The organism is Nocardiopsis oceani (assembly GCF_054777395.1).
In genome coordinates this window covers 65,880-89,926 of the sequence record NZ_BAAHAR010000020.1, presented here as the reverse complement: position 1 = coordinate 89,926, position 24,047 = coordinate 65,880, and the positions used below count along the sequence as shown (strand labels likewise).

19 protein-coding genes are annotated in these 24,047 nt (G+C 69.9%); 5 read left to right on the top strand and 14 right to left on the bottom strand.

What is annotated here, in order from left to right; all coding sequences use genetic code 11:
- Positions 1-160: 160 nt before the first annotated feature.
- The 4 genes from ACYVDG_RS13550 (at position 161) to ACYVDG_RS13535 (ending at position 5,046) form a co-directional block, all read left to right on the top strand.
- On the top strand, positions 161-691 hold the full coding sequence (locus ACYVDG_RS13550) for a tripartite tricarboxylate transporter TctB family protein (RefSeq protein WP_460750849.1): 531 nt from the start codon (positions 161-163) through the stop codon (positions 689-691).
- A gap of 15 nt (positions 692-706) precedes the next feature.
- Positions 707-2,200 (top strand): tripartite tricarboxylate transporter permease, encoded by a 1,494-nt coding sequence (locus tag ACYVDG_RS13545; protein ID WP_460750845.1) that lies wholly within the window; start codon positions 707-709, stop codon positions 2,198-2,200.
- Between the two features lie 104 nt (positions 2,201-2,304).
- Complete coding sequence (locus ACYVDG_RS13540; RefSeq protein WP_460750842.1) at positions 2,305-3,594, top strand: glucarate dehydratase family protein; 1,290 nt, start codon at positions 2,305-2,307, stop codon at positions 3,592-3,594.
- A 168-nt stretch (positions 3,595-3,762) separates the two neighbouring features.
- Positions 3,763-5,046, top strand: coding sequence for an enolase C-terminal domain-like protein (locus ACYVDG_RS13535; RefSeq protein WP_460750839.1), 1,284 nt, complete (start codon positions 3,763-3,765; stop codon positions 5,044-5,046).
- Positions 5,047-5,271: 225 nt separating this feature from the next.
- Here the strand turns inward: ACYVDG_RS13535 and ACYVDG_RS13530 are convergent, their stop codons facing one another.
- The 14 genes from ACYVDG_RS13530 to grpE form a co-directional block, all read right to left on the bottom strand.
- On the bottom strand, positions 5,272-6,870 hold the full coding sequence (locus tag ACYVDG_RS13530; protein WP_460750835.1) for an aldehyde dehydrogenase (NADP(+)): 1,599 nt from the start codon (positions 6,868-6,870) through the stop codon (positions 5,272-5,274).
- Between the two features lie 159 nt (positions 6,871-7,029).
- Entirely contained in the window at positions 7,030-7,983 is a 954-nt protein-coding gene (locus ACYVDG_RS13525) for a 5-dehydro-4-deoxyglucarate dehydratase (RefSeq protein WP_460750830.1), read from the bottom strand.
- A gap of 214 nt (positions 7,984-8,197) precedes the next feature.
- Positions 8,198-9,115 carry a LysR family transcriptional regulator gene (locus ACYVDG_RS13520; protein ID WP_460750827.1) on the bottom strand — a complete coding sequence of 306 codons (918 nt, stop codon included), beginning with the start codon at positions 9,113-9,115 and terminating at the stop codon, positions 8,198-8,200.
- A gap of 128 nt (positions 9,116-9,243) precedes the next feature.
- Entirely contained in the window at positions 9,244-9,900 is a 657-nt protein-coding gene (locus ACYVDG_RS13515) for a transcriptional regulator (protein ID WP_460750822.1), read from the bottom strand.
- A 153-nt stretch (positions 9,901-10,053) separates the two neighbouring features.
- A complete protein-coding gene (locus ACYVDG_RS13510; RefSeq protein ID WP_460750819.1) occupies positions 10,054-10,632 on the bottom strand; it encodes a hypothetical protein in 579 nt (192 codons plus the stop codon).
- Between the two features lie 158 nt (positions 10,633-10,790).
- Positions 10,791-11,672, bottom strand: a complete 882-nt coding sequence (locus ACYVDG_RS13505; RefSeq protein WP_460750817.1) for a GTP-binding protein LepA — start codon at positions 11,670-11,672, stop codon at positions 10,791-10,793.
- 84 nt (positions 11,673-11,756) lie between these two features.
- A complete protein-coding gene (locus ACYVDG_RS13500; protein WP_460750814.1) occupies positions 11,757-12,053 on the bottom strand; it encodes a YciI family protein in 297 nt (98 codons plus the stop codon).
- Positions 12,054-12,188: 135 nt separating this feature from the next.
- Positions 12,189-12,344, bottom strand: coding sequence for a hypothetical protein (locus ACYVDG_RS13495; RefSeq protein ID WP_460750811.1), 156 nt, complete (start codon positions 12,342-12,344; stop codon positions 12,189-12,191).
- A complete protein-coding gene (locus ACYVDG_RS13490; RefSeq protein ID WP_460750808.1) occupies positions 12,341-13,855 on the bottom strand; it encodes a TRAFAC clade GTPase domain-containing protein in 1,515 nt (504 codons plus the stop codon). Before ACYVDG_RS13490 ends, ACYVDG_RS13495 begins: the two co-directional genes overlap by 4 nt.
- Positions 13,852-16,329, bottom strand: coding sequence for a GTPase-associated protein 1-related protein (locus tag ACYVDG_RS13485; RefSeq protein WP_460750805.1), 2,478 nt, complete (start codon positions 16,327-16,329; stop codon positions 13,852-13,854). The genes ACYVDG_RS13490 and ACYVDG_RS13485 overlap by 4 nt, the downstream gene beginning before the upstream one ends.
- A 162-nt stretch (positions 16,330-16,491) precedes the next feature.
- Positions 16,492-17,682: a TRAFAC clade GTPase domain-containing protein gene (locus ACYVDG_RS13480; RefSeq protein ID WP_460750802.1), complete on the bottom strand. Its 1,191-nt coding sequence runs from the start codon at positions 17,680-17,682 to the stop codon at positions 16,492-16,494.
- On the bottom strand, positions 17,679-20,441 hold the full coding sequence (locus ACYVDG_RS13475; RefSeq protein ID WP_460750799.1) for a hypothetical protein: 2,763 nt from the start codon (positions 20,439-20,441) through the stop codon (positions 17,679-17,681). The genes ACYVDG_RS13480 and ACYVDG_RS13475 overlap by 4 nt, the downstream gene beginning before the upstream one ends.
- A gap of 40 nt (positions 20,442-20,481) precedes the next feature.
- Positions 20,482-22,107 (bottom strand): Hsp70 family protein, encoded by a 1,626-nt coding sequence (locus ACYVDG_RS13470; protein ID WP_460750795.1) that lies wholly within the window; start codon positions 22,105-22,107, stop codon positions 20,482-20,484.
- Positions 22,108-22,122: 15 nt separating this feature from the next.
- Positions 22,123-22,677: a nucleotide exchange factor GrpE gene (gene grpE / locus ACYVDG_RS13465; RefSeq protein ID WP_460750792.1), complete on the bottom strand. Its 555-nt coding sequence runs from the start codon at positions 22,675-22,677 to the stop codon at positions 22,123-22,125.
- 408 nt (positions 22,678-23,085) lie between these two features.
- On the opposite strand from grpE, the gene ACYVDG_RS13460 reads away from it, so the two are divergent.
- The gene (locus tag ACYVDG_RS13460) at positions 23,086-24,027 is read left to right on the top strand and encodes a hypothetical protein (RefSeq protein WP_460750789.1); all 942 of its coding nucleotides are present in this window, start codon (positions 23,086-23,088) and stop codon (positions 24,025-24,027) included.
- Positions 24,028-24,047 lie beyond the last annotated feature (20 nt).

Here is a 24,047-nt window from a genome sequence, read left to right as displayed (position 1 = left end):
TCGGTGCTGCGCCCGCTCCCACATCGCTGACGCGCAACTGACCGCGGGCGCGTCTCGGAGAGCCTCAACCCCGACAGGGCGCGAGCACCAAGGTCCCGGGCAAGGTGTTAAGGGACGCCCGTGCCCGGCCGTCTCGTCCCACCTCACCAGTGGACGGCCGATGAAGAGTCTCTTATGGAAAGGCCCCATCATGGAGTCGCCCGAGAAATCGGTTGAGAGGGTGGAGAACAGCTCGACCGAGGAGGAGCGACCGCCATCCAGCTCCGTGGCAGGCCGCATATCCGCGGTCGTCCTGGTTCTGCTGTTTGCCGGCGCTAGTTACGAAGCGTATTCCTTGGGCATCGGTTCCCCCGACAACCCGGGACCCGGACTCTGGCCGTTCTTCGTGAGCAGTATCGCCGTGGTCCTCAGCCTGGTGCTCGTCGTACGCGGAACGAGCTGGAACCCCAGCGAGGCCGGCACCTACAAGTGGTCAGGGATCCTGGCGCTCGCGATCTGCGGATACATGCTGATGCTCCCCGTCCTGGGCTTCCTGGGGTCGACGGCACTGCTGTGCCTGGTCGTCACCCGGGTCCTCGGGGGTGCCAGTTGGGTCACGACGATCGCGACGTCGGTGACGGCCCCGCTACTGTCCTACCTCATCTTCAACCAGATGCTCGGTGTTCCGGCAATCGGGCCAGTTGTCTTCTGAAATGAACAGAACACTATGAACGGCATCCTTTACGGCTTCGAAGTAGCCCTCGCGCCGGAAAATCTTCTCTTCGTCCTGCTAGGTGTGCTGGTGGGCACGGCCACCGGTGTCCTGCCGGGACTCGGCTCGACGGCAACGGTGGCGCTCCTGCTGCCGCTGACCTACGCAATGGAGCCGGCGTCGGCGATCATCTTCCTGGCCGGCATTTTCTACGGGGCCATGTTCGGCGGCCGAATCCCCGCGATTCTGCTGAACCTGCCCGGCGACGGCGCCTCCGTCGTGACGACCTTCGACGGCTATCCCCTCCGAAAGCAGGGCAAGGCGGGCTCTGCGCTGGGTGTCACCGCCATCGCAGGTTTCGTCGGAGGCACGATCTCCGTCATCGGCATTACGCTCTTCGCCCCGATTGCCAGTCAATGGGCCCTCGGCATCGGTCCGCCTGAGCTTTTCATGCTCGCGCTGGTCGGGATGCTCATGATCGCGCTTCTCAGCGACGGTTCCATGGTCAAGGGGCTCATCTCCGCCGGTCTTGGCATTCTCCTCGCCGTTGTCGGCCTGGACACGTTCACCGGAGCCCAGCGTTTCACCTTCGGAACCGACGAACTGATGGACGGCGTGGGGATCGTTCCGCTGGCAGTCGGCCTGTTCGGTATCGGTGAGCTCATTATCGACGCCGAACGCCGGTTCAACAGGAGCAACCTGTCCAAAGTGGACAGCTACTGGCCGAAGCTGGCCGATATCCTGTCAACCAAGTGGGCCGTCGCGCGGGCATCGGTCCTGGGGTTCTTCCTCGGGCTGATTCCCGGTGGCGGCGGCGCGATGGCCTCCGTGGTGGCCTACGGGGCGGAGAAAAAGGTCTCCAAACAGCCGGAGAAGTTCGGCAAGGGCTCGATGGACGGGTTGGCCGCCACCGAGACAGCCGACAACGCCGCGTCGACCTCTTCATTCGTCCCCCTGCTGACCTTGGGCATCCCGCCGAATCCGACCATCGCGCTCATCGCGGGCGCCCTGCTCATCCACGGTGTGACCCCGGGTCCGCAGCTCATCGAGTCCAACCCGGACATCTTCTGGGGCGTCATCGCCTCGATGTACGTCGGGATCATCTTCCTTCTCATCCTGAACCTCCCGCTGATCGGCATCTTCGTCCAGATTCTCAGGGTGCCGGCGCCGATCCTGATGAGCTCGATCCTTGCTGTGGCGGTGCTCGGGGTCTACAGCGTGCGCAACAGCGTCTTCGACGTCCTTCTGATGTTCGTGTTCGGGTTCGTCGGCTACGTGCTCAAGAAGCTCAGCGTGCCTCTGGGACCCCTGGTCCTCGGTTTCATCCTCGCTCCCATCCTCGAGGCCGAGTTGAGACGGAGCCTGCGGCTCTCCGAGGGATCGTTCATGATCTTCGTCGAGCGTCCGATCTCCCTCGCCGTGGCGGGATTGTTGGTCCTCCTGATCGTGAGCTCGGTGGTGCCGTGGCGCAAGGTCATCAGGAGGGCCCGTGGAAAGGTCCCTGCCTGACCGAGGCGGCGCACGAGACCGGATCCCCGTCCTTTACAGCCCCAGCCGGGCAGCGATTCCCCCCTGTCAGAAATTCAGAAATGTGCAATCTAGGGAGCAAGAAGATGCCTCTTGCAGCCGAGGGCGGAACCCGTCGGAGGATCAGCAGAATCGAAATCACCCCGGTGGCGTTCTCGGATCCTCCCCTGTTGAACACTGTCGGCGTTCATGAGCCGATGGCGATCCGCGGGATCGTCCAGGTGCACACCGACGACGGTTTGGTCGGCATCGGGGAGAGCTACGGCGACGAGCAGCATCTCCAGCGGATGCGCCACGCCGCGGAGTGCGTGATCGGCACCGACCCCGCGAACACGCTGGAGATGTTCTCGCGTGTTGCCGATGCGATGCGGGCCGATCGCTCAGGGGAGGGACACGGCATGAGCGGCATGATCACGGGCTCTTCCACCGTGGACCGAGTCTTCTCCCCGTTCGAGGTAGCAGCACTGGACATCCAGGGCAAGGTATTCGACGTCCCTGTCAGCGCCCTCCTCGGCGGAGCAGTGCGGGATCGTGTGGAGTACAGCGGTTACCTCTTCTACAGGTGGCACGCCCATCCGGAGGCGGAGGCCGACCCGTGGGGCCAGGCCCTCAACCCCGCGGAGCTGGTCGAGCAGGCCCGCCGAATGATCCGCGAGTACGGCTTCAGCAGCCTCAAGCTCAAAGGCGGCGTGTTCCCTCCGGACGAAGAGGCAGAGGCGATCGAAGCCATCCACGCGGAGTTTCCGGATGTCCTGCTGCGGATCGACCCCAACGGAGCATGGACCGTGGACACCTCCGTACGCATCGGCCGTCGCCTCGAGGGGAGCATCGAGTATCTGGAGGACCCCACACCGGGGCGCCAGGCCATGGCCGAAGTGCGAAGCCAGCTGTCTGTGCCGTTGGCCACCAACATGTGCGTGGTCAGCTTCAATGATATCCCGGAGGCCGTGAAGCTGGGCTCCGTGGACATCATTCTCTCCGACCCCCATTTCTGGGGAGGAATTCGTCGATCCCAGCTTCTCGCTGGTCTTTGCGAGACCTTCGGTATTGATGTGTCGATGCACTCCAACTCGCATCTGGGAATCAGTTTGAGTGCGATGACCCACCTGGCGGCCACCACTCCCAACATTCGATACGCATGCGATACGCACTGGCCATGGAAGAACCCGGAGCAGGACGTCATCTCAGAGTCCCTTGGCATGACGGGCGGCCGTGTGGAAGTGCCTCGCGGAAGCGGGCTCGGGGTGACGCTCGACGAAGACAAGCTGCAAGAGAGGCACGAGGAGTATTTGAAATCCGGAATCGTCAAGCGGAATGATACCGGATACATGCGCAAGTTCTACCCGGAATTCGATCCTTCGGTTCCTCGATGGTAAAAACGGGACGCGACGCACACCGGTCAGCGTAGAAGACAGTAGAGAGACGAGCGCAGCAAGGACCAGCGAAGCCTCACGTAACAGACCGGCAGCGGGGCGGGACTGGTAGGAAAGAGGAACTGCATGAGCGCCTCCGGGCCTAAAGTTGTTGACGTTGAAGTTGTTCCGGTGGCCGGTCACGACTCGATGTTGTTGAACCTTTCAGGGGCGCACGGGCCTTACTTCACCCGGAACATCGTCATCATCACCGATGACGAAGGGCGTACCGGGCTGGGAGAAGTGCCTGGCGGACAGAAGATCACCGAAACGATCGAGGAGGCCGGCCGACGGGTCACCGGACGCCCGGTCGCCGAGTTCCGTTCATCACTCCGCGCGATCTCGGAGGAGTTCTCGGAGCTCGACGCCGCCGGACGGGGAAACCAGACCTTCGACCTGCGCACCACCGTGCACGCGGTCACCGGCATCGAATCCGCCCTGTTGGACCTGCACGGGCAGTATCTGGGAGTCCCGGTCGCCGAACTGCTCGGCGAAGGGCAGCAGAGAAAGCACGTCCCGGTACTCGGCTACCTGTTCTTCATCGGAGACCCCGGTGCCACGGACCTCCCGTATCTCCGTGAGCCCGAGGGCGGTGCGTGGGAACGCCTCCGGCGCGAGGAGGCCATGGACGCCGGAAAGGTCGTCGAACTCGCGAGGGCGGCGCAGGACCGGTACGGATTCAGCGACTTCAAGCTCAAGGGCGGGGTCCTCGACGGGGAAACCGAGGTCGAAGTCGTCACAGCGCTGCACGAGGAGTTCCCCCAGGCCCGGATCACCCTGGACCCCAACGGCGGATGGCTGTTGAAGGATGCGATCCGGCTGGGCGGACTGATGCGTGACGTCGTTGCCTACGCGGAGGATCCGTGCGGGGCCGAGGGGCAGTTCTCCGCCCGAGAGGTGATGGCTGAGTTCAAGCGGGCCACCGGACTGCGAACGGCGACGAACATGTGCGCTACGGACTGGCGCGAGATGGCGGCGGCCATTCGCAGCAACGGCGTTGATATCCCGCTGGCGGACCCACACTTCTGGACCATGGCCGGATCCGTGCGTGTCGCGCAACTGTGTGACGCCTTCGGGGCCACGTGGGGATCGCATTCGAACAACCACTTCGACATTTCGCTCGCGATGTTTTCCCAGGTGGGTGCGGCGGCTCCCGGTGACATCACGGCTTTGGACACCCACTGGATCTGGCAGGACGGCCAGGCTCTGACCGTTGATCCGCCCCAGATCCGTGACGGAGCTGTTGAAGTGCCGGACAGGCCCGGACTCGGTGTCACGCTGGATAGGGAACGGCTCGCCGAGGCGCATGAGCTGTACAAGCGCAACACCCTGGGCGCCAGAGATGACGGTGCGGCCATGCAGTACCTCATCCCGGGGTGGACCTTCGACCCCAAGCGGCCTTGTATGGTCCGCTGACCCGCCGGAGCCGACAGGTTCGGCGATGGGTCCGGAGAACCGTCGTCCGGAAGGAAGAACAGGCTGGTGTGGCCGTGCCGATGCGGATCGGCACGGCCACAGCACTGGGTCCGAGAAGTACGGTTCACTACCGGTCACACGACCGGTCACACGTCTGGGCCGGGGATCCGCCTGAGATCCCCGGCCCAGATCAGTAGTGGCCCTCGACCACTAGACCACTCTTTGTCAGCCTTCCAGCCGGATCTCGCCGTCGATCCGCCGGTTCAGGTTCCACGGGTTCTCGGCCTGGACTGCTGCGGGCAGCAGCGCCTCGGGCAGGTTCTGGTAGGCCACCGGGCGGAGGAACCGGTCGATCGCCAAGGTACCCACGCTGGTGGTGCGGGAGTTCGAGGTGGCCGGGAACGGACCGCCGTGGACCATGGCGTGGTTGACCTCCACCCCGGTGGGCCAGCCGTTGGCGAGGATGCGGCCGGCCTTCTGCTCCAGCACAGGCAGGAGCGGGGCGGCAGCCTGCTGGTCGGCGTCGGTGACGTGCAGGGTCGCGGTCAGCTGTCCTCCCAGCTGCTCAGCCGCGCTGACCAGCTCTTCGGAGGATGCGTAGCGCACGATCAGCGAAGCCGCGCCGAAGATCTCCTCGTGCAGCACCGGGTTGTCGAGGAACTGCTTGGCTGAGGCCTGGTAGACCACCGGGGCCGGGGCGTTCTCAGTCGCACCCTCGGTTCCCTTGCCGACCAGTTCGACGCCGGGCTGGTCGGCGAGCTGTCCGACCCCTTCGTTCCAGGAGTCGCAGATCGACTTGGTGAGCATCGTCTGGCCGGCGACGGAACCCGCGGCTTCGCCGACGGCGCTCACGAAGGCGTCACCCTGCGCACCAGCGGGCACGAACACCAGACCGGGCTGGGTGCACAGCTGCCCGGAAGAGCCGGTCACGCTGGTGAGGTAGGCCCCGGCCAGTTCGGACAGGCCCTCGGTGTCCTTGTCCAGAGCCCCGTCGAAGAAGAACACCGGGTTGATGCTGCTCATCTCCGCATAGACCGGGATCGGCACCTTGCGGGCGGCAGCAGCCTCCATCAGCGCGGCGCCCGCGGCGCTTGAACCGGTGAAGCCGACGGCCTGGATCGCCGGGTCCGAGGCCAGCGACTGGCCGAGCGAGGCGCCCTGGCAGTAGATCAGGCTGAACACGCCGGGATGCAGTCCGGAGTCCCTGACAGCCCGGGTGACGGCGTCGCCCACGAGCTCAGAGGTCCCGGGGTGCGCGCTGTGGGCCTTGTAGACCACCGGGCAGCCGGCGGCCAGTGCGGAGGCGGTGTCACCGCCGGCCACCGAGAACGCCAGCGGGAAGTTCGACGGTCCGAAGACGGCCACCGGACCGAGCGGAATCTTGCGTTGGCGCACGTCGGCCCGGGGCATCGGCTGACGCTCCGGCATGGCCGGGTCCCAGCGCACCCCGCGGAAGTCGCCCTGGCGGACGACCTTGGCGAAGAGCCGAAGCTGGTTGACGGTACGGCCCCGTTCACCGGCCGCCCGGGCCTCCGGCAGGCCGGTCTCGGCCATGTAGCGCTCGGTGAGCTGCTCGCCGATGGCGTCGATGTTGTCCGCGATCCTCTCCAGGAAGCTCGCGTGGGCCTCCGGGGCCAGGGCCGAGAAGGACTTGTGGGCGTCCGCGGCCGCTGCTGTCGCGGTCTTCAGCTGAGATTCGTCGATCATCGTGTAGACCGGCTCCAGGGCCTCATCCGTGGCCGGGTCGTACCCGCTGAAGGTGCCTCCTGCGCCGACGGTGTGCTCGCCAGCGATGATCGACTGACCCTTCAGGTTTTCAGGCATGCTCAGCTCCTCTTCCTCAGATCCACTTCGAGGCCGCAGCGGACCCGGGTCGTGAACATTCGGTTCGGTTCTTCTGTCTCTGGTGGTTTTCGCGATGTCCTGGGGAAACCGCGGGGGCCGCCGTTGCCGGAGGGGCGACGGCGGCAGGTGACACGGGGCTCAGGATGAGGACAGCGCGGGGGCCCCGGACTGCGGCCGGATCCCGGCGGCGTCGATCAGATCCGAGAGGTCCTGGAGGTCCTGCTCGGTGAGGTCCTGCAGCGGCGGCCGAACCGGACCGGCCTGGCGGCCCACGGCCTTGAGCCCGCCCTTGACGATCGAGACGCCGTAGCCCTTCACGCGGTCACGGATCTCCAGGTAGGGCAGGACGAAGCGGTTGAGCTTCTCTGTCACCGCCACCTGGTCCAGCTTGCGCACATCGGCGTAGAACTCGACGGCGAACTCCGGGACGAAGTTGTACATCGCCGAGGAATAGGTGCTCATGCCCAGCTGCAGCATCGGTAGCGCGAAGGTCTCCGCGGTCGGCAGTCCACCGAGGTAGAACAGCCGGTCTCCGGCGGTGGCGACCACCTTGGTGACGGCCTCGATGTTCCCGGTGGCGTCCTTGAACCCGATGAAGTTCTCGTGCTTCTCCGCCAGCCGTGCGACGGTCTCGGCCTTGTAGATGGCGTTGCCGCGGTTGTAGATGATCACGCCGATGTCCGTGGCCCCGCACACCGCGTCCACGTGGGCCTCCAAGCCCTGCTGGTCGCACTCGGTGAGGTACGGCGGCAGCAGCAGCAGGCCCTCGCACCCGGCGGCCTCGGCGGCCTGAGCGTTCTGGACCGCCGCGTTCGTCGGGCCGCCGGCCGATCCCAGGACCGGGACGTGGTCGCCGGCCTCTTCGACAGCCATCTGACAGACCCGGGCGTTCTCCTCGGGGGAGAGGCTGAAACCTTCGCCGGTGCCGCCGGCGGCGAAGAGGCCGACTGCGCCCTGGCGTGCCTGCCAGCTCAGGTGGTTCCGGTATGCGTCCTCGTCAACCTGGAGGTCTTCGGTGAAGGCGGTGACGGGAAAGGAGAGGAGGCCGTCCTTCAGGTGGTCAGCCAGTTCTTGAGGGGTGTACTTGGACACGGAGACCGTCCTTAGTGTCTGGGGTCCTCCGCGTGGAGTGCGGTGGACTCATGCTGCCGACGGAATGACTTGAGAGTGACCGCTGATCGACCAGGGCTGTTCTGCACTGCCCTATGAGATGCGCTGGCGGGTGCCTCGGGCCGGGTGTCCCGGGGCTTCGGCATCACTCTAGATTCGCCGGGTGATGTCCGTCTAAGCCCAGTTCTGAATTGTTTCATGCCGTATCGGCATCACTCCCCGATGTGGTGGCCGAGGAGGGGAGGTGGAGGATTTCCAGCATCCGGTGCAGTGCCGGGTTGCGGTGGTTGCGCCGCCAGATGGCATGGAGCTCGACCACCTCTTCGGTCTGATCCGCCAGGTCCAGTAGGACGACGTCTTCGATGTTCAGCTGGCCTGCGGAGGCGGGCACGATCGCGACTCCGCGGCCGGCTGCGACCAGGGAGACCATGGTCAGGATCTGGCTGACCGTGTGGACTACCTTGCCGTGCTGGATGGGGACGTGGCGGGAGGCCAGGTCGTAGAAGTACCGGGCCTTGACGGGCGAGTACATGATCAGCGGGGAGTGTGTGAGGTCCGCGTTCTCGACCGGCCGGCCCAACCGGGCCAGCTCGTGGTCGGCCTGAACGGCGAGCTTGAGGCTCTCGGTGTGGATGAGCAGGGATCCGAAGAGGTCGTGGTCGAACGGTGGCCGGGCGAGCCCCAGGTCGATCTCCTCATCGGTGAGCGAGGAGATCTGCTCGCGGGTGACCATTTCGCGCAGGTCGACGTCGACGTCGGGAAGCTCCTCGGAGAGCAGGGTGAGCAGCTGACCCAGCACGTTCAGTGTGGATGCGGCGGTGAAGCCGACCCGGAGGAGGCCTGCCCGGCCGCTGGCGATGCGCCGGGCGTTGAGCGGGGCCTGCTCAGTGGCGACCATGAGGTGGCGGGCGTCGTTCAGGAACGCTTCGCCGGCGGTGGTGAGCGAGACTTTCCGATTGTCCCGTTCGATCAGCCGCACGCCTACCGTCTTCTCCAGTTTCTGGATCTGGCGGCTCAGCGGTGGCTGGGTCATGTTCAGGCGTTCCGCAGCCCGGCCGAAGTGCAGTTCCTCTGCGACAGCGACGAAGGACCGGACCTGGTCGAGGGTGAACACTATGCTCTCCAGGTATGAGATAGGGCATGGAAGAAACAGGTGGAGCATCATCATGTAATGCGGGGAGGGCCTTACTCAACTAGGAACGCCCGCATACGACTTCGCCGTGTCGACCCGGCCGACTTCGGTCAGTACCGCGGGATACCCAGGGTGACCAGCAGGTCTTCGTGGAGCTGGGCCCACACCGAGTGGTAGGAGGACGTGTCGTCCGCGATCTGCTCCGGTGCGCCCGCACGGGCGTTGGCGAGGGCTCCGGAGAGCCGGGTGCGGTACCGGCGGAAGCGGAGCAGGGAGGCGGACAGGTCCGCGCAGACGGCGGCGGTACGCCGGTCGAGGTCGGCGAAGAGGTCGAGGACCCGGGCGTCATGGGCGGGGTCGGCGTGGTCGTTCGCGGTCAGCACCCCGTCGACGGAGCGCATCTGCCAGGCCGTGCAGAGGTCGAGCAGCTCCGGGTTGAGCTCGAGGAAGCCCTCGTAGGCCTCGACGGCTGTCGGCCGGGCGCCCGCGGCCTCCAGTTCGGCTGCGATTCGCTCGGCGTCGGCGGTGCGCCCGGCGTCGGTGAGGCCCCAGCCGCCGAACTCGCCCGGCACGCGGGTGACGAGCCCGGCCACGGCGAGGTCGATCAGTTCGGATTCGACATCGGTACTGGTCAGCCCGGTCACCTCGGACAGCCGCGCGAGGCCGGAGAACCCGGAGCAGCGCAGTGCGTGGAGTACCAGTAGGTCGGTGCTGGTCGTGTGCGGTGCGGCCTCCGCGGTCATGGTCGCCTCCCGGGTCCTGTCCACGCGTTCAAGATACCCGCAGGATCTGGATGCTCTGAGCATCTGAAACTGGGGGCGGACGGACTGGGCGGATCGGGCTCGGCTGCCGAGCGCCGGTCCGGGTGCGTTCGTCAGCGGGGCTCGACACCCGTTCTGCGCTCGCGGAGCCCCCGGTTGTCAGCCGCCCCAGTTGACCGTCATCAACACCATCGTGGTCAGAATGCTGGACGGGAGGGTGGCCGCCACGGTGACCACACCTCCGGCCAGGCCGCCGGCGACCGCACCGGCAGCGCCGTGCCGGTGGCCGTGGGCGATCCTCCGGGCGCACCACACACCCAGGACCGCCGCGAGCGTGGCTCCCTGCAGGGCGAAGACCACACCGGCCATCAATCCGAACAGGGCGGCGGGCGCCGCGGCGAGCCCAGCGGCGACCATGGCGAGCACGGTCGCGTACGTGGGGTGCGGAGTCAGCAGCGCCCGCAGGACCAGCAGGACGGCACAGGCTGCGGCCAGGCCCAAGGACCATGACACGAACTGCTCCGCAGTGCTCCGGTCCTGGTCCGGTGCGGCCGTGAAGTATGCGCCCCAGGCGATGTTGAGCGGCAGCGCACACGCGGTGGCGAGTACCGCGACATCACGGCCGACCTTCCGAAAGTCCCGGCGGAGCAGCCCGGCCAGGACCAAGGCAAAGACCGGCAGCGATGCGGACCACACGCCGACGATGACGGCCCCCTCCGCCACTTCCACGTAGAACAATCCGGCACTCCGTTCGGGGGGATGGTAGGGCGGCGTGTGTGCCGTCCGTACTGTTCACCGCATCAGGGCTGCTATGTAGACGGGTTGTCCCTGCTGGCGGGGCCGCGGACGTTCCGCGGGAGACCGGCGGCTGCCGAGCGCCGGTCCGGGTGCGTTCGTCAGCGGGGCTCGACACCCATTCTCTGTTCGCGGGCGTCGAACAGCTCGATGCTCTCCCGCAGTGCCTTGAGTACGTACGGCGGGACCGTCATCCCCCGCTTGTGCGCCCACAGCAGCTGAGCCTCCACCCGGCCCACCTCCGCGGCGTAGGCCTCGTGGTCCCGGTCCATGCCGAGGGCCCGCACCACCCCGCCGTAGTCGGCCCACTGCTCCTTGGTGTTGGCGCCGACCGGGGCGAAGGAGACCCCGCGCAGCACCCGGGCGAGGAACAGCTGCCAGGGGCGCAGGACGCCCTGCTGGATCATGGCCGTGGCCGACATCCGGTAGAAGGCGAAGTGGCCGGGCTCCTGGCGCTTGATCGGGGTGATGAGGGTTTCCGCGATCGCCCGCTCGTCCATGTCCAGCAGCCCGCGGTTGATGGTGTTGTAGGCCAGCACGGCCTGGCGTTCGGTGCTCGCCCCGGTGAGGAAGTACAGCAGCCGGATGATCTCCTGGACCGGCTTCAGGTGCGCGAGCTTGCCGAGCAGGCGCATGCGGGCGGACAGCTCCAGGTCCGGTTCGGCGGGAGGCAGGCCCAGGTCCTGCTGGAGGCGGTCCAGGGCGAGCCCGTGGTGGAGTTCCTGCGGCTGCCAGACGTCGGCGTAGAACGTGCGGTTGGTGTCGTCGACGTCCGGGAGGAGGACGAGGAGTTCGAGGACGTTGCGGTCGACCTCCAGCTCCACCCGGGAGAGGTATTCGAGGACGTGTCCGTAGCGTTCCCGCACGGCGCGGGGGTCGCGCACGGTGTAGTCGACGCTGTCCAGGTCGATCGGGGGGTGGAGCTCGCCGAGGCGCTGTACGTGTTCGGCGATCTTGGCCTGGGTGACGGTCTCGCGTGGCACGTTTCCACGATAGGCGAAGGCCCCCGGCCCTCCCGGAGGGGCGGGGGCCTTCGGAGACGCGGGGCCGAATCAAGGCCGGGCTCCTCAGATCTCCTTGGCGAGCTTGCCGATCACGGGGACCCACTCCCGGACCGAGACGTCACTGACCAGGCCCTCGGTGCGGAACGGGTCGTCGTCGGTGTACGCCACGGCCTCCTCGGCGGAGTCCGCGCGCACGATCAGCAGCCCGCCGGGCGCCTCGTCGGGGCCGAAGGGGCCCGAGCAGAGGTTGATGTCCCGCTCGGCCAGCTCGTTCAGGTACTCGCGGTGCGCGGGCCGGTGCCGGTCGCGCGCTTCGGAGCTGTTCTCGGCGTAGGTGTAGATGATGGCGTAGACGGCCATGGGGAGTACCTCGTGTCTCGGTTCAAGGACGGGTGTCGGTCCGGTTCGCAGCACAGGATGAGAATCGGCCCGCGACCGATGTTCGCATGACGTGCACGTGTCGTCGGTCCGGACCTTGGATCGCTGACCACCGCCCTAACCCACGATGCCCTCCCACACTGCGGTGACCATCGCGTGTGTCCCCCGCGCGAAGCCCAACAGAACCAGCGCCGTCACCGCGAACGTCAGCACATAGAGCAGCACGGCGGTGGACCTGCGCGCCAGGCGGAAGCGGAACTCCGGTTCGGTCACTGGACACCCTCCGCCGCCGCCCCTTCCGGGGTGAGCATGCTCGTGAACACGTCCGCCTCCGGTTCCAGCAGCCACCGCAGCAGCTCGGCCAGACTGGGGTCGGGCCGCCGTCCGGGATCACTGACCGCGCTGGTCACGAAGACCTCGACCGTCCCGAAATCGTCCCTGGCCGCCCGCAGCAGGTTGTCCAGCCCCATCATCTCCCGCGCCCACAGTTCGGGCTCCGCACCGTCCGGCGCGATCGACGTCCCCGCCAGCAGGTCCCCCCGGGACACCACCACCGCCAACCGGGTCCGCCCGAGTCCGCGCCCCAGGGCCCGGTACTGCCGCTGGACCTCGTCGCGTACCTGCATGTACGCCTGCTCGGGGTCGGGGGTGTGTGAGCGCTCCTCGGACAGGCGGCTGCGCTCCGAGGGGTCGAGGGTGCTCCACACCGACGGCACCGACAGCGGGTCCAGCACGAGGACGAACGTGGTGGTCTTGCCCAGGTAGGTGAGTTCTTCGGCCCGGTCGGAGCGGTTGAACCACTCCCCGGCCGTGTCGTACACCTGCAGCACCAGCGTGCGCCGCTCCGCCGTCACCCGCAGGACCAGCCCGCGCGCCTGCCGCCCCGGCTGGGTCGGCGGCACCTTCCTACCCGGGGAGAGCAGATCCTGGGAGTCGCTCAGCGAGTGCTGGGTCTCCGCACCGGCCAGCTCGACGCTGGCGCCGCCGTGTGCACCGGCCGCGTGCTCCAAGGCCCCGTGGAAGCCGTGGGTGAGCCGGGTCTTGCCCGCCCCGGTCCCGCCGAACAGCGCCAGCGAGAGCTCTCTGGATTCACCCGGCCGGTGCTCCAACCGCTGGTCGCAGTACGGGCACAGGGCGTCCAGGTCGGCCGAGCCGAGGACGAGCAGCGTGGGCATCGGCTGACCGCACACGCACCGCCGCCGGAACACGCCCCGGCGGCCCGGGCGGACGTCGCGGTGGACGCGCCCGCACCCTCCGCACTCGTATGAGGGGTAGGCCATGTGCTGGAAGCAGCTCGGGCACAGCATGCGGATCCGCCGGAACCTGAGCAGGCCGCCGTCCACCAGCCGCAGCACCACCACGCCCACCCAGGCCACGATCATGTGGCACAGCAGCACCAGCGCCTGCGCCAGCAGGTAGGGGAGCAGGAAGACCACGAACAGCCCGGTCTGGTTCCCGACCCGGATCGCCACCTCGCCGAAATCCCACCAGGCCGGGCCCCCGTGGTAGCGGTACCCGGCCGGTTCGTCCGGGCCCAGCTCCGGCACGCGCGGGTTCTCACCGTGGTACAGGACGGCGTGCACGTTCCGGACGAACACCCACACCAGCAGGAGCAGTGCACCGGCCAGGGCCACGGCGAGGACGACGACGAAGCCGCCCACTAGGAAGGCGACCCGCTCCATGGGTTCGTCGCCCGCGGCGATGTAGACCGCCATCAGGACGGCGACGAGGGCGACGACGACGAAGACGCCCCGGGATTCGAAACGGGAGGCGGGTGTGGTCATCCTCGACGCGGCCCCCTCCGGAAGCGGTCGAGCAGGCCGCGCTCCCCGACCCGCTCCCTCAGCCCGCGCGCCCACACCTCGAACTCGTGCCCGCCGCCGCCCTGTCCGAAGGCCTTGCGGGCCGCTCCCACATCGCGCTTGGACCAGGTGCGCAGCGCCGGTTCCAGCACGTCGCCGCGCAGATGGGCGCCGCGTCCCGCCGAGTCCAGGGCCCGCGCGGTCCGGAACACCTTCACGGCCAGGTCCGGTTCGGGCGGTTTCTTCTGCTGACGCCCTTGGCCCCGCTTCGGAGGCAGGGCCAACCGGGTACGGGCCGCTCGGCAGTAGGCGTCGAACACGTCCTGGCCGCAGTCGGAGAGAGCCTCGGCGGCGTGCTCCGGGCGCCAGTGCAGCAACCGGTCCGCGGTCAGCCGCAGCGCGATCGTGGCGACCACCACCTGTGCGCGCCGCACCTCCGCCACCACGGCCGGCAGCGCCGCCGGACCCTCCGCCCCGCGCGCCCGGGCCAAGCGGTCCAGCACCTCCGTGACCGCTCGCCATTCCGCGATCACCCGGAGCCCGGCCTCCGGCAGCTGTCGCCCGAGCGGGTGCCGGGACAGTTCGTGCAGCGCTCGCCGCCACTCGGTCTCCTGACCCTCGGCCGGGACGACCACCAGCGCCTCGGTGATCCAGTGGCCCACACCCGAGGCGACGCGGGTGTGCTCGTTGACCAGACCGGCCACGGCCAGCACCGCGGCAGGTCCGTGGTCGGGCCCCCAGACCCGGACCAGCAGCTCCTCGTCCAGATCGTGTGCGGGCAGCCCCGGGGCGTTCGAACCACGGGTCTCCTGGCGCAGGGCCACCACTCCCCGCAGCAGGCGCAGCGGGTCGTTCGCTCCCGAGGCCAGCATCCGCAGCTCGCGCAGGACCGCGGTCGAGCCGTCCCGGTCCTCCACGAACAGCGCGCCCACCGGCCCCGCGGCCAGGTCCGCCAGCGTGGTGCGGGGCAACGCGGTCAACCCCGCGGCCGCCCCCCGGCGCAGGGGTTCGTGCGCCCGGAGCAGCCGCACCAGGTCGGGGTCGGGCTCGGCCCCCGCCGGGGTGGCGGCCAGGTACTCGGTGACCGTTCCGCGCCCGTACCCCGCCAACGCCGAGGCGGGCAGGGACAGCCCGCCCGCCCGTGTCCAGCGCAGGAGTTCCACGGCGCGGTCCGGCGGTACCCGGCCGAGCGTGCCGTCGAGCAGCCCGGAGGCCCGTTCGAGGGCGGCCTTCCGCACGATCTCGGAGCGCATGGGTGACACCGGGGGTGCCTGTGCTCCGGCGGCGATACCGTCCAGCGAACGTCTCACCATCACCCCCTCCAGCCGGTCGGTGAGCGCGCCCGAACCCACCCGGTGCGCCACCCCCTGGAGGCGGACCAGCTCGTCGTCGTGCAGGGAGTCGGTATCGGCGTCGAGCAGGCGTTCGAGCAGGTCGTGTGCGCGTCCAGGGGTCAGCCAGGAGGCCGCGTGGGGCAGCCACCCGCGCACCGCGCGCAGGTCGGGGTCGGTGGTCCGGGTGGAGTCGTCGGCGAGCGAGGCCGCGGCCAGCACCGGGCGCCAGTCGCAGAGCGGCCCCTCCGCCCCCGACGCGTAGGGGAGTGCGCGGGACCAGAGCGCGGGCGTTCCCGCCACCCCCGATCCCAGGATGACCGACACCACTGTCAGGGTGTCCGGCCCGGGCGGTTCGACGGCGTCGGGCAGCCCGTTCCCCTCGGGCAGCCTGTCTGCCTCGGGGGCCCGGCTGTCGCCCTCCGGGTTGAAGACCGCGAACCGGCCGCGGAGCATGTACGTGTCCGTGCCCGGAGGCACGGCCACCACGTGCACCGCGGTCGACTCGGGGCTGCCGCTGTAGGTCGCGAAGGACATCGTCCGCGCCCGGTTGGGCGGGAGCAGGTGGGAGAGGGCGGCCACCCAGTGGGCCGCCGCCTCGTCGTCCGCCACGAGGAGCACGGGGACCCCGTCCTCGATCGCCGCGTCCACCGCCACCAGCAGCGGTTGGAGGAGCCGCCCCCGATCGCCCCGCAGCCAGGCGCCGGTGCGCCGCCGGTCCAGCGGCCCGGGCGGGAGGGGGAGGCCGGGCAGGTCGGGGCTGTCCACCGGGGTGCTCGCCCAGAACCCGGCCCCCCACAGTTCGGCGGGCAGCGGGCCGTCGGCCACGTCCAGCAGCAGGCTGTGCGCGAAGTAGTTGCCCGGCCGCCCCGACGGGTCGTCACCGCTGGAGACGACCCGGCTCAGGACCGGCGATCCGCCCAGGTCGGGGGAGTAGCAGAGGTTGACCGGGTGCCGGTCGACGTCCTCGGAAGCCATGGCACGCGGGGGTTCGTAGACGGTGAAGCGCTCCACCTCGCGCAGGACCTCCTGGTCCACACCGGGGGTCGCCGCGTTGAACTGGTAGCCGGTGTAGCCGGCCAGGCCGTGTTCGCACGAGGTGTAGTACAGCTGAGGTGAACCCATCGCCTATGCGTGCCCTTTCCGTGGAGCCTGTGCCTGTGCCGGGTGCGGGGTCTGGTCGAGTGGGGTGCTGGCCGACGTGGCGTGTCGGCCGGGTGCGGGGTCCGGTCGGGTGCGGTGCGGGTCGAAGCGGGGTCATGGCTGCGTGCGGAGCTGGTTCGCCGGTCAGCGCTGCCGGCTCCTGGACGGGATCACCCCGAACTCGGAGAGCAGCCACAGGAACGGGTCGGCCACCCGGTAGGGGCGCACCCCGCCCTGGATCCGGTTGTTCTCGCTCGGGGTGTCGCCCAACGAGGACACCCCGAAGTAGCGGGCGTTGCGGTAGTGGTTGCGGACGTGGTCGTCGATGGCCGCGCTGCCCCAGCGGTCGAGGAGCTGCTGGATCTGGGCGTGCACGTCCTGGCTGTCGGTCTCGTCGAAGAACGGCTCGCTCGGCTGCGGGCGGTGCAGCGGCGACCCCTCGTCCATCGCGCCGCGCAGGGCGTCGGTCTTGGTCAGGCACACGGCGATCGGTACCTGGATCAACCGCTTCGGACTGCCCTCCCGGCGCATCAGGAGGTCGGTGACCCGCTCCAGCATGTGGATGGGCTGGTTCTCGGCGCTGTCCCGGGCGGGCATCAGCGTCCCGGACGGGGCCATCCGCCGGGCGCCGTCCATCTGGAGGGTGTCCAGCAGCACGATCACGCCGTCCGCGTTGTTCAGGTAGCGCAGGTTGGTCTCCACGCTCCCGGCGTCGTGGAGATCCTCACCGGCGGTGTCGAAGAACGACAGCAGGGTGTGGTCCGGCCGGTTCCCGGTGAGTCCGCGCCGTTTGGTGGTGAACCGGAACAGCAGGGGCGCGCGGTTGGCCCCAGCGGCCGGGGACGTGGCCGGGAGCAGACCGCCGTCCTCGTACAGCTTGGACTCGTAGTCGCGGCCGAAGCTCTGCCTGGTGTGGTCGTCCGACCCGCCGACGGAGGCGTTGAACCGGCTGCCGACCCGGTTCTTCAGCTCGTGGATGAGCACCGTCATGAAGACGGTCTTGCCCGAGTTGCGGGCACCGACCATCGCGATCATGCGGCCGCGCATCCGGCCGAAGTTCACCGGCATCCGCGCGTGGCACACCATGCAGACCTTCCGGTCGGAGACCACCGAGCACGAGGGGCACGCGGCCTTGGCGCGCCGGCCGTTGGCCTCGAACACCGGCGGCATGCGGTCCGCGCGGCCCCAGTGGGTCCGCATCGCCGGGTCCACCACGAGCGAGCAGGCGTCGCCGGACGGACCCGGCCGCCCCACACAGCGGAAGCGGATCTGGCGTTCGGTGAAGTCCGAATAGCAGTAGGGGCACACCACGCGCGGCCCGTCCAGGGGATTCAAAGACGCAGCTCCTTCACTGAGGGCTGGCGCAGGCGCACGCCCGCGCTCTCACCCGCCGGAAAACACATCAACCAGGCCGGGCCGCGTTCCCGGGGCGGTTGGACCCGCACCGACACCCACTCCCCGGCGGACAGGCGGCGGGCCGGGAAGGTCGCCAGCACCCTGCCCTGCTCGACGGAGCCCGGCTGGATCCGCCCGGGTGCGTACACGACCGCGACCTCCGGCATGTCGCAGGCGGCTTCGGCCCCGACCCGAACGATCCGTTCGCGGCGCAGCAGGCCGACCGTCTCCACCCGGTAGTCGAGTACCGCCTTGCCGGGTACGGGCACGGTCGCCGGGCCGCTGAGCGACTCACCGGAGTCGGAGGCCACCGCGGTCCGGACCGTCACCAGCACGGGGCCGGAGCCCATGTGCGCCTCGAACCCGCCCTCGGCCGCGTACCGGGTCCTCGAGCGGCGCGCCTCGCCGTACGGGCGCGTGCCGCCGGACCCGCCCGCCTCGCCGGTGCCGCCGTAACCGTCCGGCCCGCCGGAGGCTCCCGCGCCGGCAGGCGAGCCGTCCGTGCCGGTGTCCTCCCGCCAGCTCACCACCGCTGTCACGGCCTGGTCGGGCCAGGTCCAGCTCAGCCGGACCGCCGTGTCGAACCGTTCGGCCCGCAGGTCGGTGACCGGGGGCGCCGCGGTGACCCGCACCCGCTCACCCGCCACGGCCTGGTCACCCGTCACCGTCACGGCCACGACGTACGTGACTCCCGAGGGGAGCGGGAGCTGGGCCCGGGACCTGCCGTCCGGGCCCGTCACCGCCTCGCTCGGGACCTCCGTTCCGAGCGCAGACCACCGGTCGGCCGGCACGGTCTCGCCCGGCGGCCACGGCGGCGGCCGGTCCGCGGTGAACAGCAGCACCCGGCCGCGGGTCGGCGCGGTCCACGAGGCCACGAAACCCTCGGCCTCGGACTCCACCACCAGATCCTGGACCGGGGCCGGGGCCGAACCCGGGTTGGCGCGCCGCACGAGCCCCTCCGCGCCGCGCGTCCAGCCCTGCGAGGTCAGGTACATCGCGCGCACCCGGTAGTAGTACTCCACATCCGGGCGGACGGCGGTGTCACGGAACCCCGTGCCGTCGTTCTCGACCGGCACCCCGTCACCCAGGCCCCGGGGAGGGTTCCCCTCCGCGCGCAGCACCTCCACCCGGACCGCCTCCGGCGGGGGCCGCCACGAACCGCTCACGGAGGACTCGCCCGAGCGGACCCGCAGCTCGGTGACGTCGGGCGTGATCATCACCGGCCTGCTCGACACCGCGGACGACACCCCGCGCCCGCCGCGCACCGCCACCACCGAATAGCGGACCTCACTGCCCACCGGTACGTCGTCGTCCACGGCCTCGGTGCCGGACACCTCCGCCAACGGCCGCTCCCGAGCGGTCCCGCCCCGACCGGCCAGCCGGGCCACCCGGTACGTCACCCGTCCGGCCAGGCTCGTGCTGGGCTGCCACGTCACCACGACGCGGCGCCCGTCCACCCGCGCCGCGGCGCCACCCGGCGGCGCGGGCGCGACCGCCCCCAGCCGGGCGGCCAGTTCGGTGTCGTCGGCGGCCAGCTCCACCGCCGACGACAGCTCGAGCGCCGCGTCCTCCGGGCGCCGGTCCAGCAGGGCGGCCTCCGCCCGCCGGACCAGATCCGACACCCGTTCCGCGGCTTCGTCCACCCGCGCCCGCAGCTCGTGGTCGGCGGGCAGCTCGGCCGCGGCCGCCTGGGCCTGCCGGAGGCGGTGGCCGGTGAGCAGCTCGCGTACCTCCCACTCGACCCGGGCGCCCCGGTCCATGCCTGCTTCGCCGCGGCGCACGGACGCGGCGATCAGTGCGGCCTCGTGTCCGTCGAGCCCCAACGCCACCCAGGGCTGGACGAGGGCCCGCTCGGACAGGACCGCGGGGCGGGAGCTCAGGTGCTCGAGGATCTCCCACAGCGCGATCCGGCCGCGCAGCTCGGGGGAGCGGGCGGTCCGCAGCAGGGCGACGACCCGTTCGGCCGCCACCTTGCTCTCGGTCATCGCCTCCACCTGGATGCGCCGACCGGCGGCGTCCAGGGCGGCGTCGCTGAGCGTGGTCTCGGCACCGCCGCCGTCCCCGCTGCCGGGGTCCGTGCTCCGGAGCCGGAACCCGTCGAGCACGCTGAACCCGGCGGCCAGGCGCTCCTCGCCGAACACCACGGTCGGGGAGAACGGCACCCCGCGCGTGCGCAGGTGCTCGCTCAGGGCGCGGGTGTCGCGGATCGGCGGGGCGGTGGGCAGGTCGGGCAGCCGGTCCACGACCTGCACCCCGTGCGTGCGCAGGTCGCCGACGGCCTCCTCCTCGGAAACGGGAGCCCAGCGCAGGAGCTCGTCGAGCGCCTCACGGTCCATCACCTCGGTGGTGAGGCCGCGGACGGTGCTCTCCCACTCGTCCCGGCCCTGCCTGGTCCTCTCCTCGCGCACCCGCAGGAAGTGGGCGTGGGTGAGCGCGCCCTCGCTGGACAGCCGCTCGTGCGCCGCCACCATCTCGGACAGGACCTGTCGCAGCGCCCTGCGGGTACCCATGAGGCCCCTCCAGTAGGCGCACACCTCGTGCGTGTGCGCGGCGAAGGCGGCGCCGTCCATCCGCAGCCGGGCGCTCAGCTCCACGTCGATGCCGTAGCGCTCGAACAGGTCGGCGGGCACACCGTCGCGCCGGGCCGCCGCCAGTACCTCCTGTTCGTACCGGCCGCGGGTCCGCTGGTCCCAGGCCATCGTCGCTCCCGTCCGTCGCCTCGGGGTTCGGGGCCGCCGCTCAGCCGGAGGTGCGGATCCTCGCCACCGCCTGACGGGCCTCGGCCGCGCCCTCGTCGGTCATCCCGCCGATCTGGATGTCGAAGTCCACTTGGGTGCCGGTGGCCGGGTCCCAGCCGTGCACCTGGAGCAGTCCGGTCTCGGTCAGGTGGAACTTCACCCGCATCGGGGTCCCTGACGGGCCCTTGGGTAGCCCTTGGAGCAGGCCCTCACCGATGTAGGAGTTGTGCTCCATCTGCTCCGACTCCACGGCACCCGCCTGCTCCCAGACGTCGATGCTCACCGACGTCTGGTTCGGATAGACCGTCCGGTACCCCTCCTCCACCGTGACCGGCAGCGGATCGTTCGCGTGGACCAGGTGGTCGATGTAGCGGCGGGCCTGGTCGGGGTCCTGCTGGAAGAGCGGGTCCTTGTCGTCCACCGTCTTCAGCCCGAAGGCCCGGGGGGAGACCGTGGTGACGGTCTTCTCCGCGAGCTCCCGCACCTCGCCGGGTGACATCCCCAGGCCGGGCGCGATCTCTGCCGCCTGCCGGTCCAGATCCGCGTCCGAGCCCGGGCCGATGACGTTCTTGATCTGTCGGACCAGGGCGAACAGGGCGGCGCCCTTGGCGACCGCCAGGTCCGGTTCGTGCAGGTGCGGCTCGAACCCGAACCGCTGGCGCAGGGACTCCGCCACGGCGGGCATCCGGGTCATGCCGCCCACCAGCAGGACGTCGTCGAAGCGGTCCACCCCCCGCTCGCGGGCGGCGTGCACGGTGCGTTCGGTGATGGTGAGGGTGCGCTCCAGGAGCTCGGAGGTGAGCTCCTCCACGTCGGCGCGGGACAGCTCGACCCGTACCGCCGAACCCTCGAAGCGCAGGTTGTGCCGGGTGCTCTCCTTGGTGCTGAGCGCCTTCTTGATCTGTTCGGCCGCCAGAGAGAGGTCCTGGAGGAACTGCTCGTCGCCGGAGGGGTCCTGGCCGGGGTGCTCGGCGGTGAACCGCTCCAGGAGCAGGTCGACGAGCTTCTCGTCCCAGTCGGCACCGCCCAGCCGGTGGTCCCCGTCCGTGCACACCACGCGCACGTCGTTGTCCTCCACCCGGATCACGGTGGTGTCGAAGGTGCCCCCGCCCAGGTCGTAGACGAGCAGGTGGCGGGGCTCCCCGCCGGTGTCCAGGCTCTGGTAGTGCAGGGCCGCGGCGACCGGCTCTGCCACGATGTCCAGCACGTTGAGCCCGGCGATCTCCCCGGCCCGCTGGGTGGCCTGCCGCTCGGTGAGCCCGAAGTAGGCGGGCACGGTGATCACGACGTCCTCGACCGTGCCGCGGTCGTGCTCGCCGGCCGCGCGGGCCAGTTCGCGCAGGATCAGCGCGGAGACGGACTCGGGCGTGTGCGTGCGGCCGTGGAACTCGTAGTTGGCCTCCTCGCCCATCTGCCGTTTGACCAGCGCCACCACCTGGTCCGGAAAGAGGAGGGCGGTGTTCTTGGCCTCGTCGCCGACCACCACGTTGTCCGCGGACTCGAAGTAGACGACCGACGGGGTGGTGTCGTTGCCGACCGCGTTGCGGGCGATGGCCGGGCGACCGGTGTCGTCCACCGATGCCACACAGGAGTAGGTGGTGCCGAGGTCGATTCCGTAGGTGGTCATGGGGGCCTTCCAGACTCAGGGTCGTGGGGCGGTCGCTGGCTCGGCGTTCCGGTAGAAGTGCGCTCTGACCCTGCGCCGGACGCGTCCGGTGGCGGCGTCCCGGAAGCCCTGGGAGACCACACGGGCGATCGTGTCCGCTTGGGCGGGGTCCGGTGCGTCGACGGTGGACAGGGGTTGGTGGAGGTCGCCACGGAAGGGGTCGCCGGGGCGGGCCTCCAGGGGCATCACCCCGACCCGTTCCAGGGCGAGGAGTGCGTCGTCGGCCAGGCTCGCCAGGAGGGTGGCGGTCCGGTCCTGGTCCTGGTCTCGGAGGCGGCGGGCTTCGTCGCCCAAGTGTTCGTGCAGGCGGATGAGGTCGGCGATGACCGGGTCCAGGACGGAACGGCGCTCGCCGGCCCGCAGCTCCTGGTTCTCCGCGTGCAGGCGGTCGATGACGGCTTCGCGGTGGCGGGCGCGCTCGTCCAGTTGGGCCATGCGCTCGTCTAAGGAGACCAACTGGGCGGCGACCACTGCGGCGCTGCCGGGGGTGGCCTCGGGGGTCTCGGGTCCTGGTGCGTCGGTGGTCTCCAACGGGCGGCCTTTCGCCGTGTTGACGGGGGGTTTCCGGAGGCGCGGGCCGGGAACGGCGGATCTTCGGGGCCCGCCGGTGAGGTGGCCACGAGCATACTGCGGAGCGTGTTCGCCAAACTCGGTGAGGCTCCTTTCCCCTGGGTCGGGATGCGGGTATTCCCAGTGGTCACATAACGAATTATCGCGACCTTTCCGGTCGTTCCCGGGGGCTCTGGCCGCATGCGGCCACAGACTTGACCGGTGGTCTCATGTTCCTGCTGGTTCCTGTGCGTGGCAAGGGATCGGGCCGATTTGGCCAACCAGGCGGCCGGGTGCGAACGTAGGTCGGGCGGGCTCAGACCCGGAGTGGTTCCCCAACCGGCACCCCCGCCCGCCGAGAGCGGGTGCGGTGAGAGGAATAGTGGGTACGTGACTTCGTCATGGCCGAAAAGGCTGATCAGCCCGAGCGGTATCGCCTTTGTTGTTCTTTGTTTCTTCTTCCCCTTCTTCTCTGTCTCCTGCAGCGGTGTCCTGGGGAGCCTCGAGGTCAGTTACAGCGGTATGGCGCTGGCGTTCGACGGCGCCCCGCACATCAACGGCACCCTCGCCGACGAACTGGGCCCCGGTGACCTCCAGGACCTGGAGGTGGGCGTGGTCCCTGCCCTGTTGATCTCGCTGGTCACCCTGATCGCCGGGGGTGTGCTGAGCGGGGTGCTTCCGGGACGGGTGGCACGCTCCGTCTCCGGCCTGTCCGCCGCGGCCCTCACCCTGGTCCTGGTGGTGGTCAACCAGGTGGGTATGCACTCGGGTTTCCAGGAGGAGGTCCAAGCGGAGGTGGGTGAGGCCTACACCCAGTACGGACACTTGGAGGCGACGGCGGGGCTGGGCTTCTGGCTGGTGTGCGTGGGGCTGTTCGGGGTGCTGCTCTACAACGCGGTGGACCTCTCCCTGTACCGGCGGGGGCCGGTACCCGGCACGGTGACCGCGGGCGGGATGCCGCCCGGAGGACCACCGGCACCCCCGGGTTACGGCCCGCCGGAGCCCGGGCCAGGGGCCGGACCGGTTCCCGGGCCGCCGGGGCCGGCACCCCCGGGCCAGCCGGGGCCTGGCCAGCCGAGTACGGACCCGGCGGGGAAGGGCCAGCCGAGGACGGGCAGGCCGGCCTACGGGCCGCCGCCCGGCTACCCGTGGCAGGCCGAGCCGCACGGCCCGGCACAGGGCCAGGCGCCCCCAGGACCGGGCCGCTCCGAGCAGGGCATGTCCGACCAGGGATGGCCCGGCCGGACACCCCCGGGAATGCCGGGGCTTCTCCCACCCGAACACCCCGGTCAGGGCCCCGCGGCTGGCCCGCCGACCCTCGGGAACGGCTGACGAGGACACCGCACCCCTGG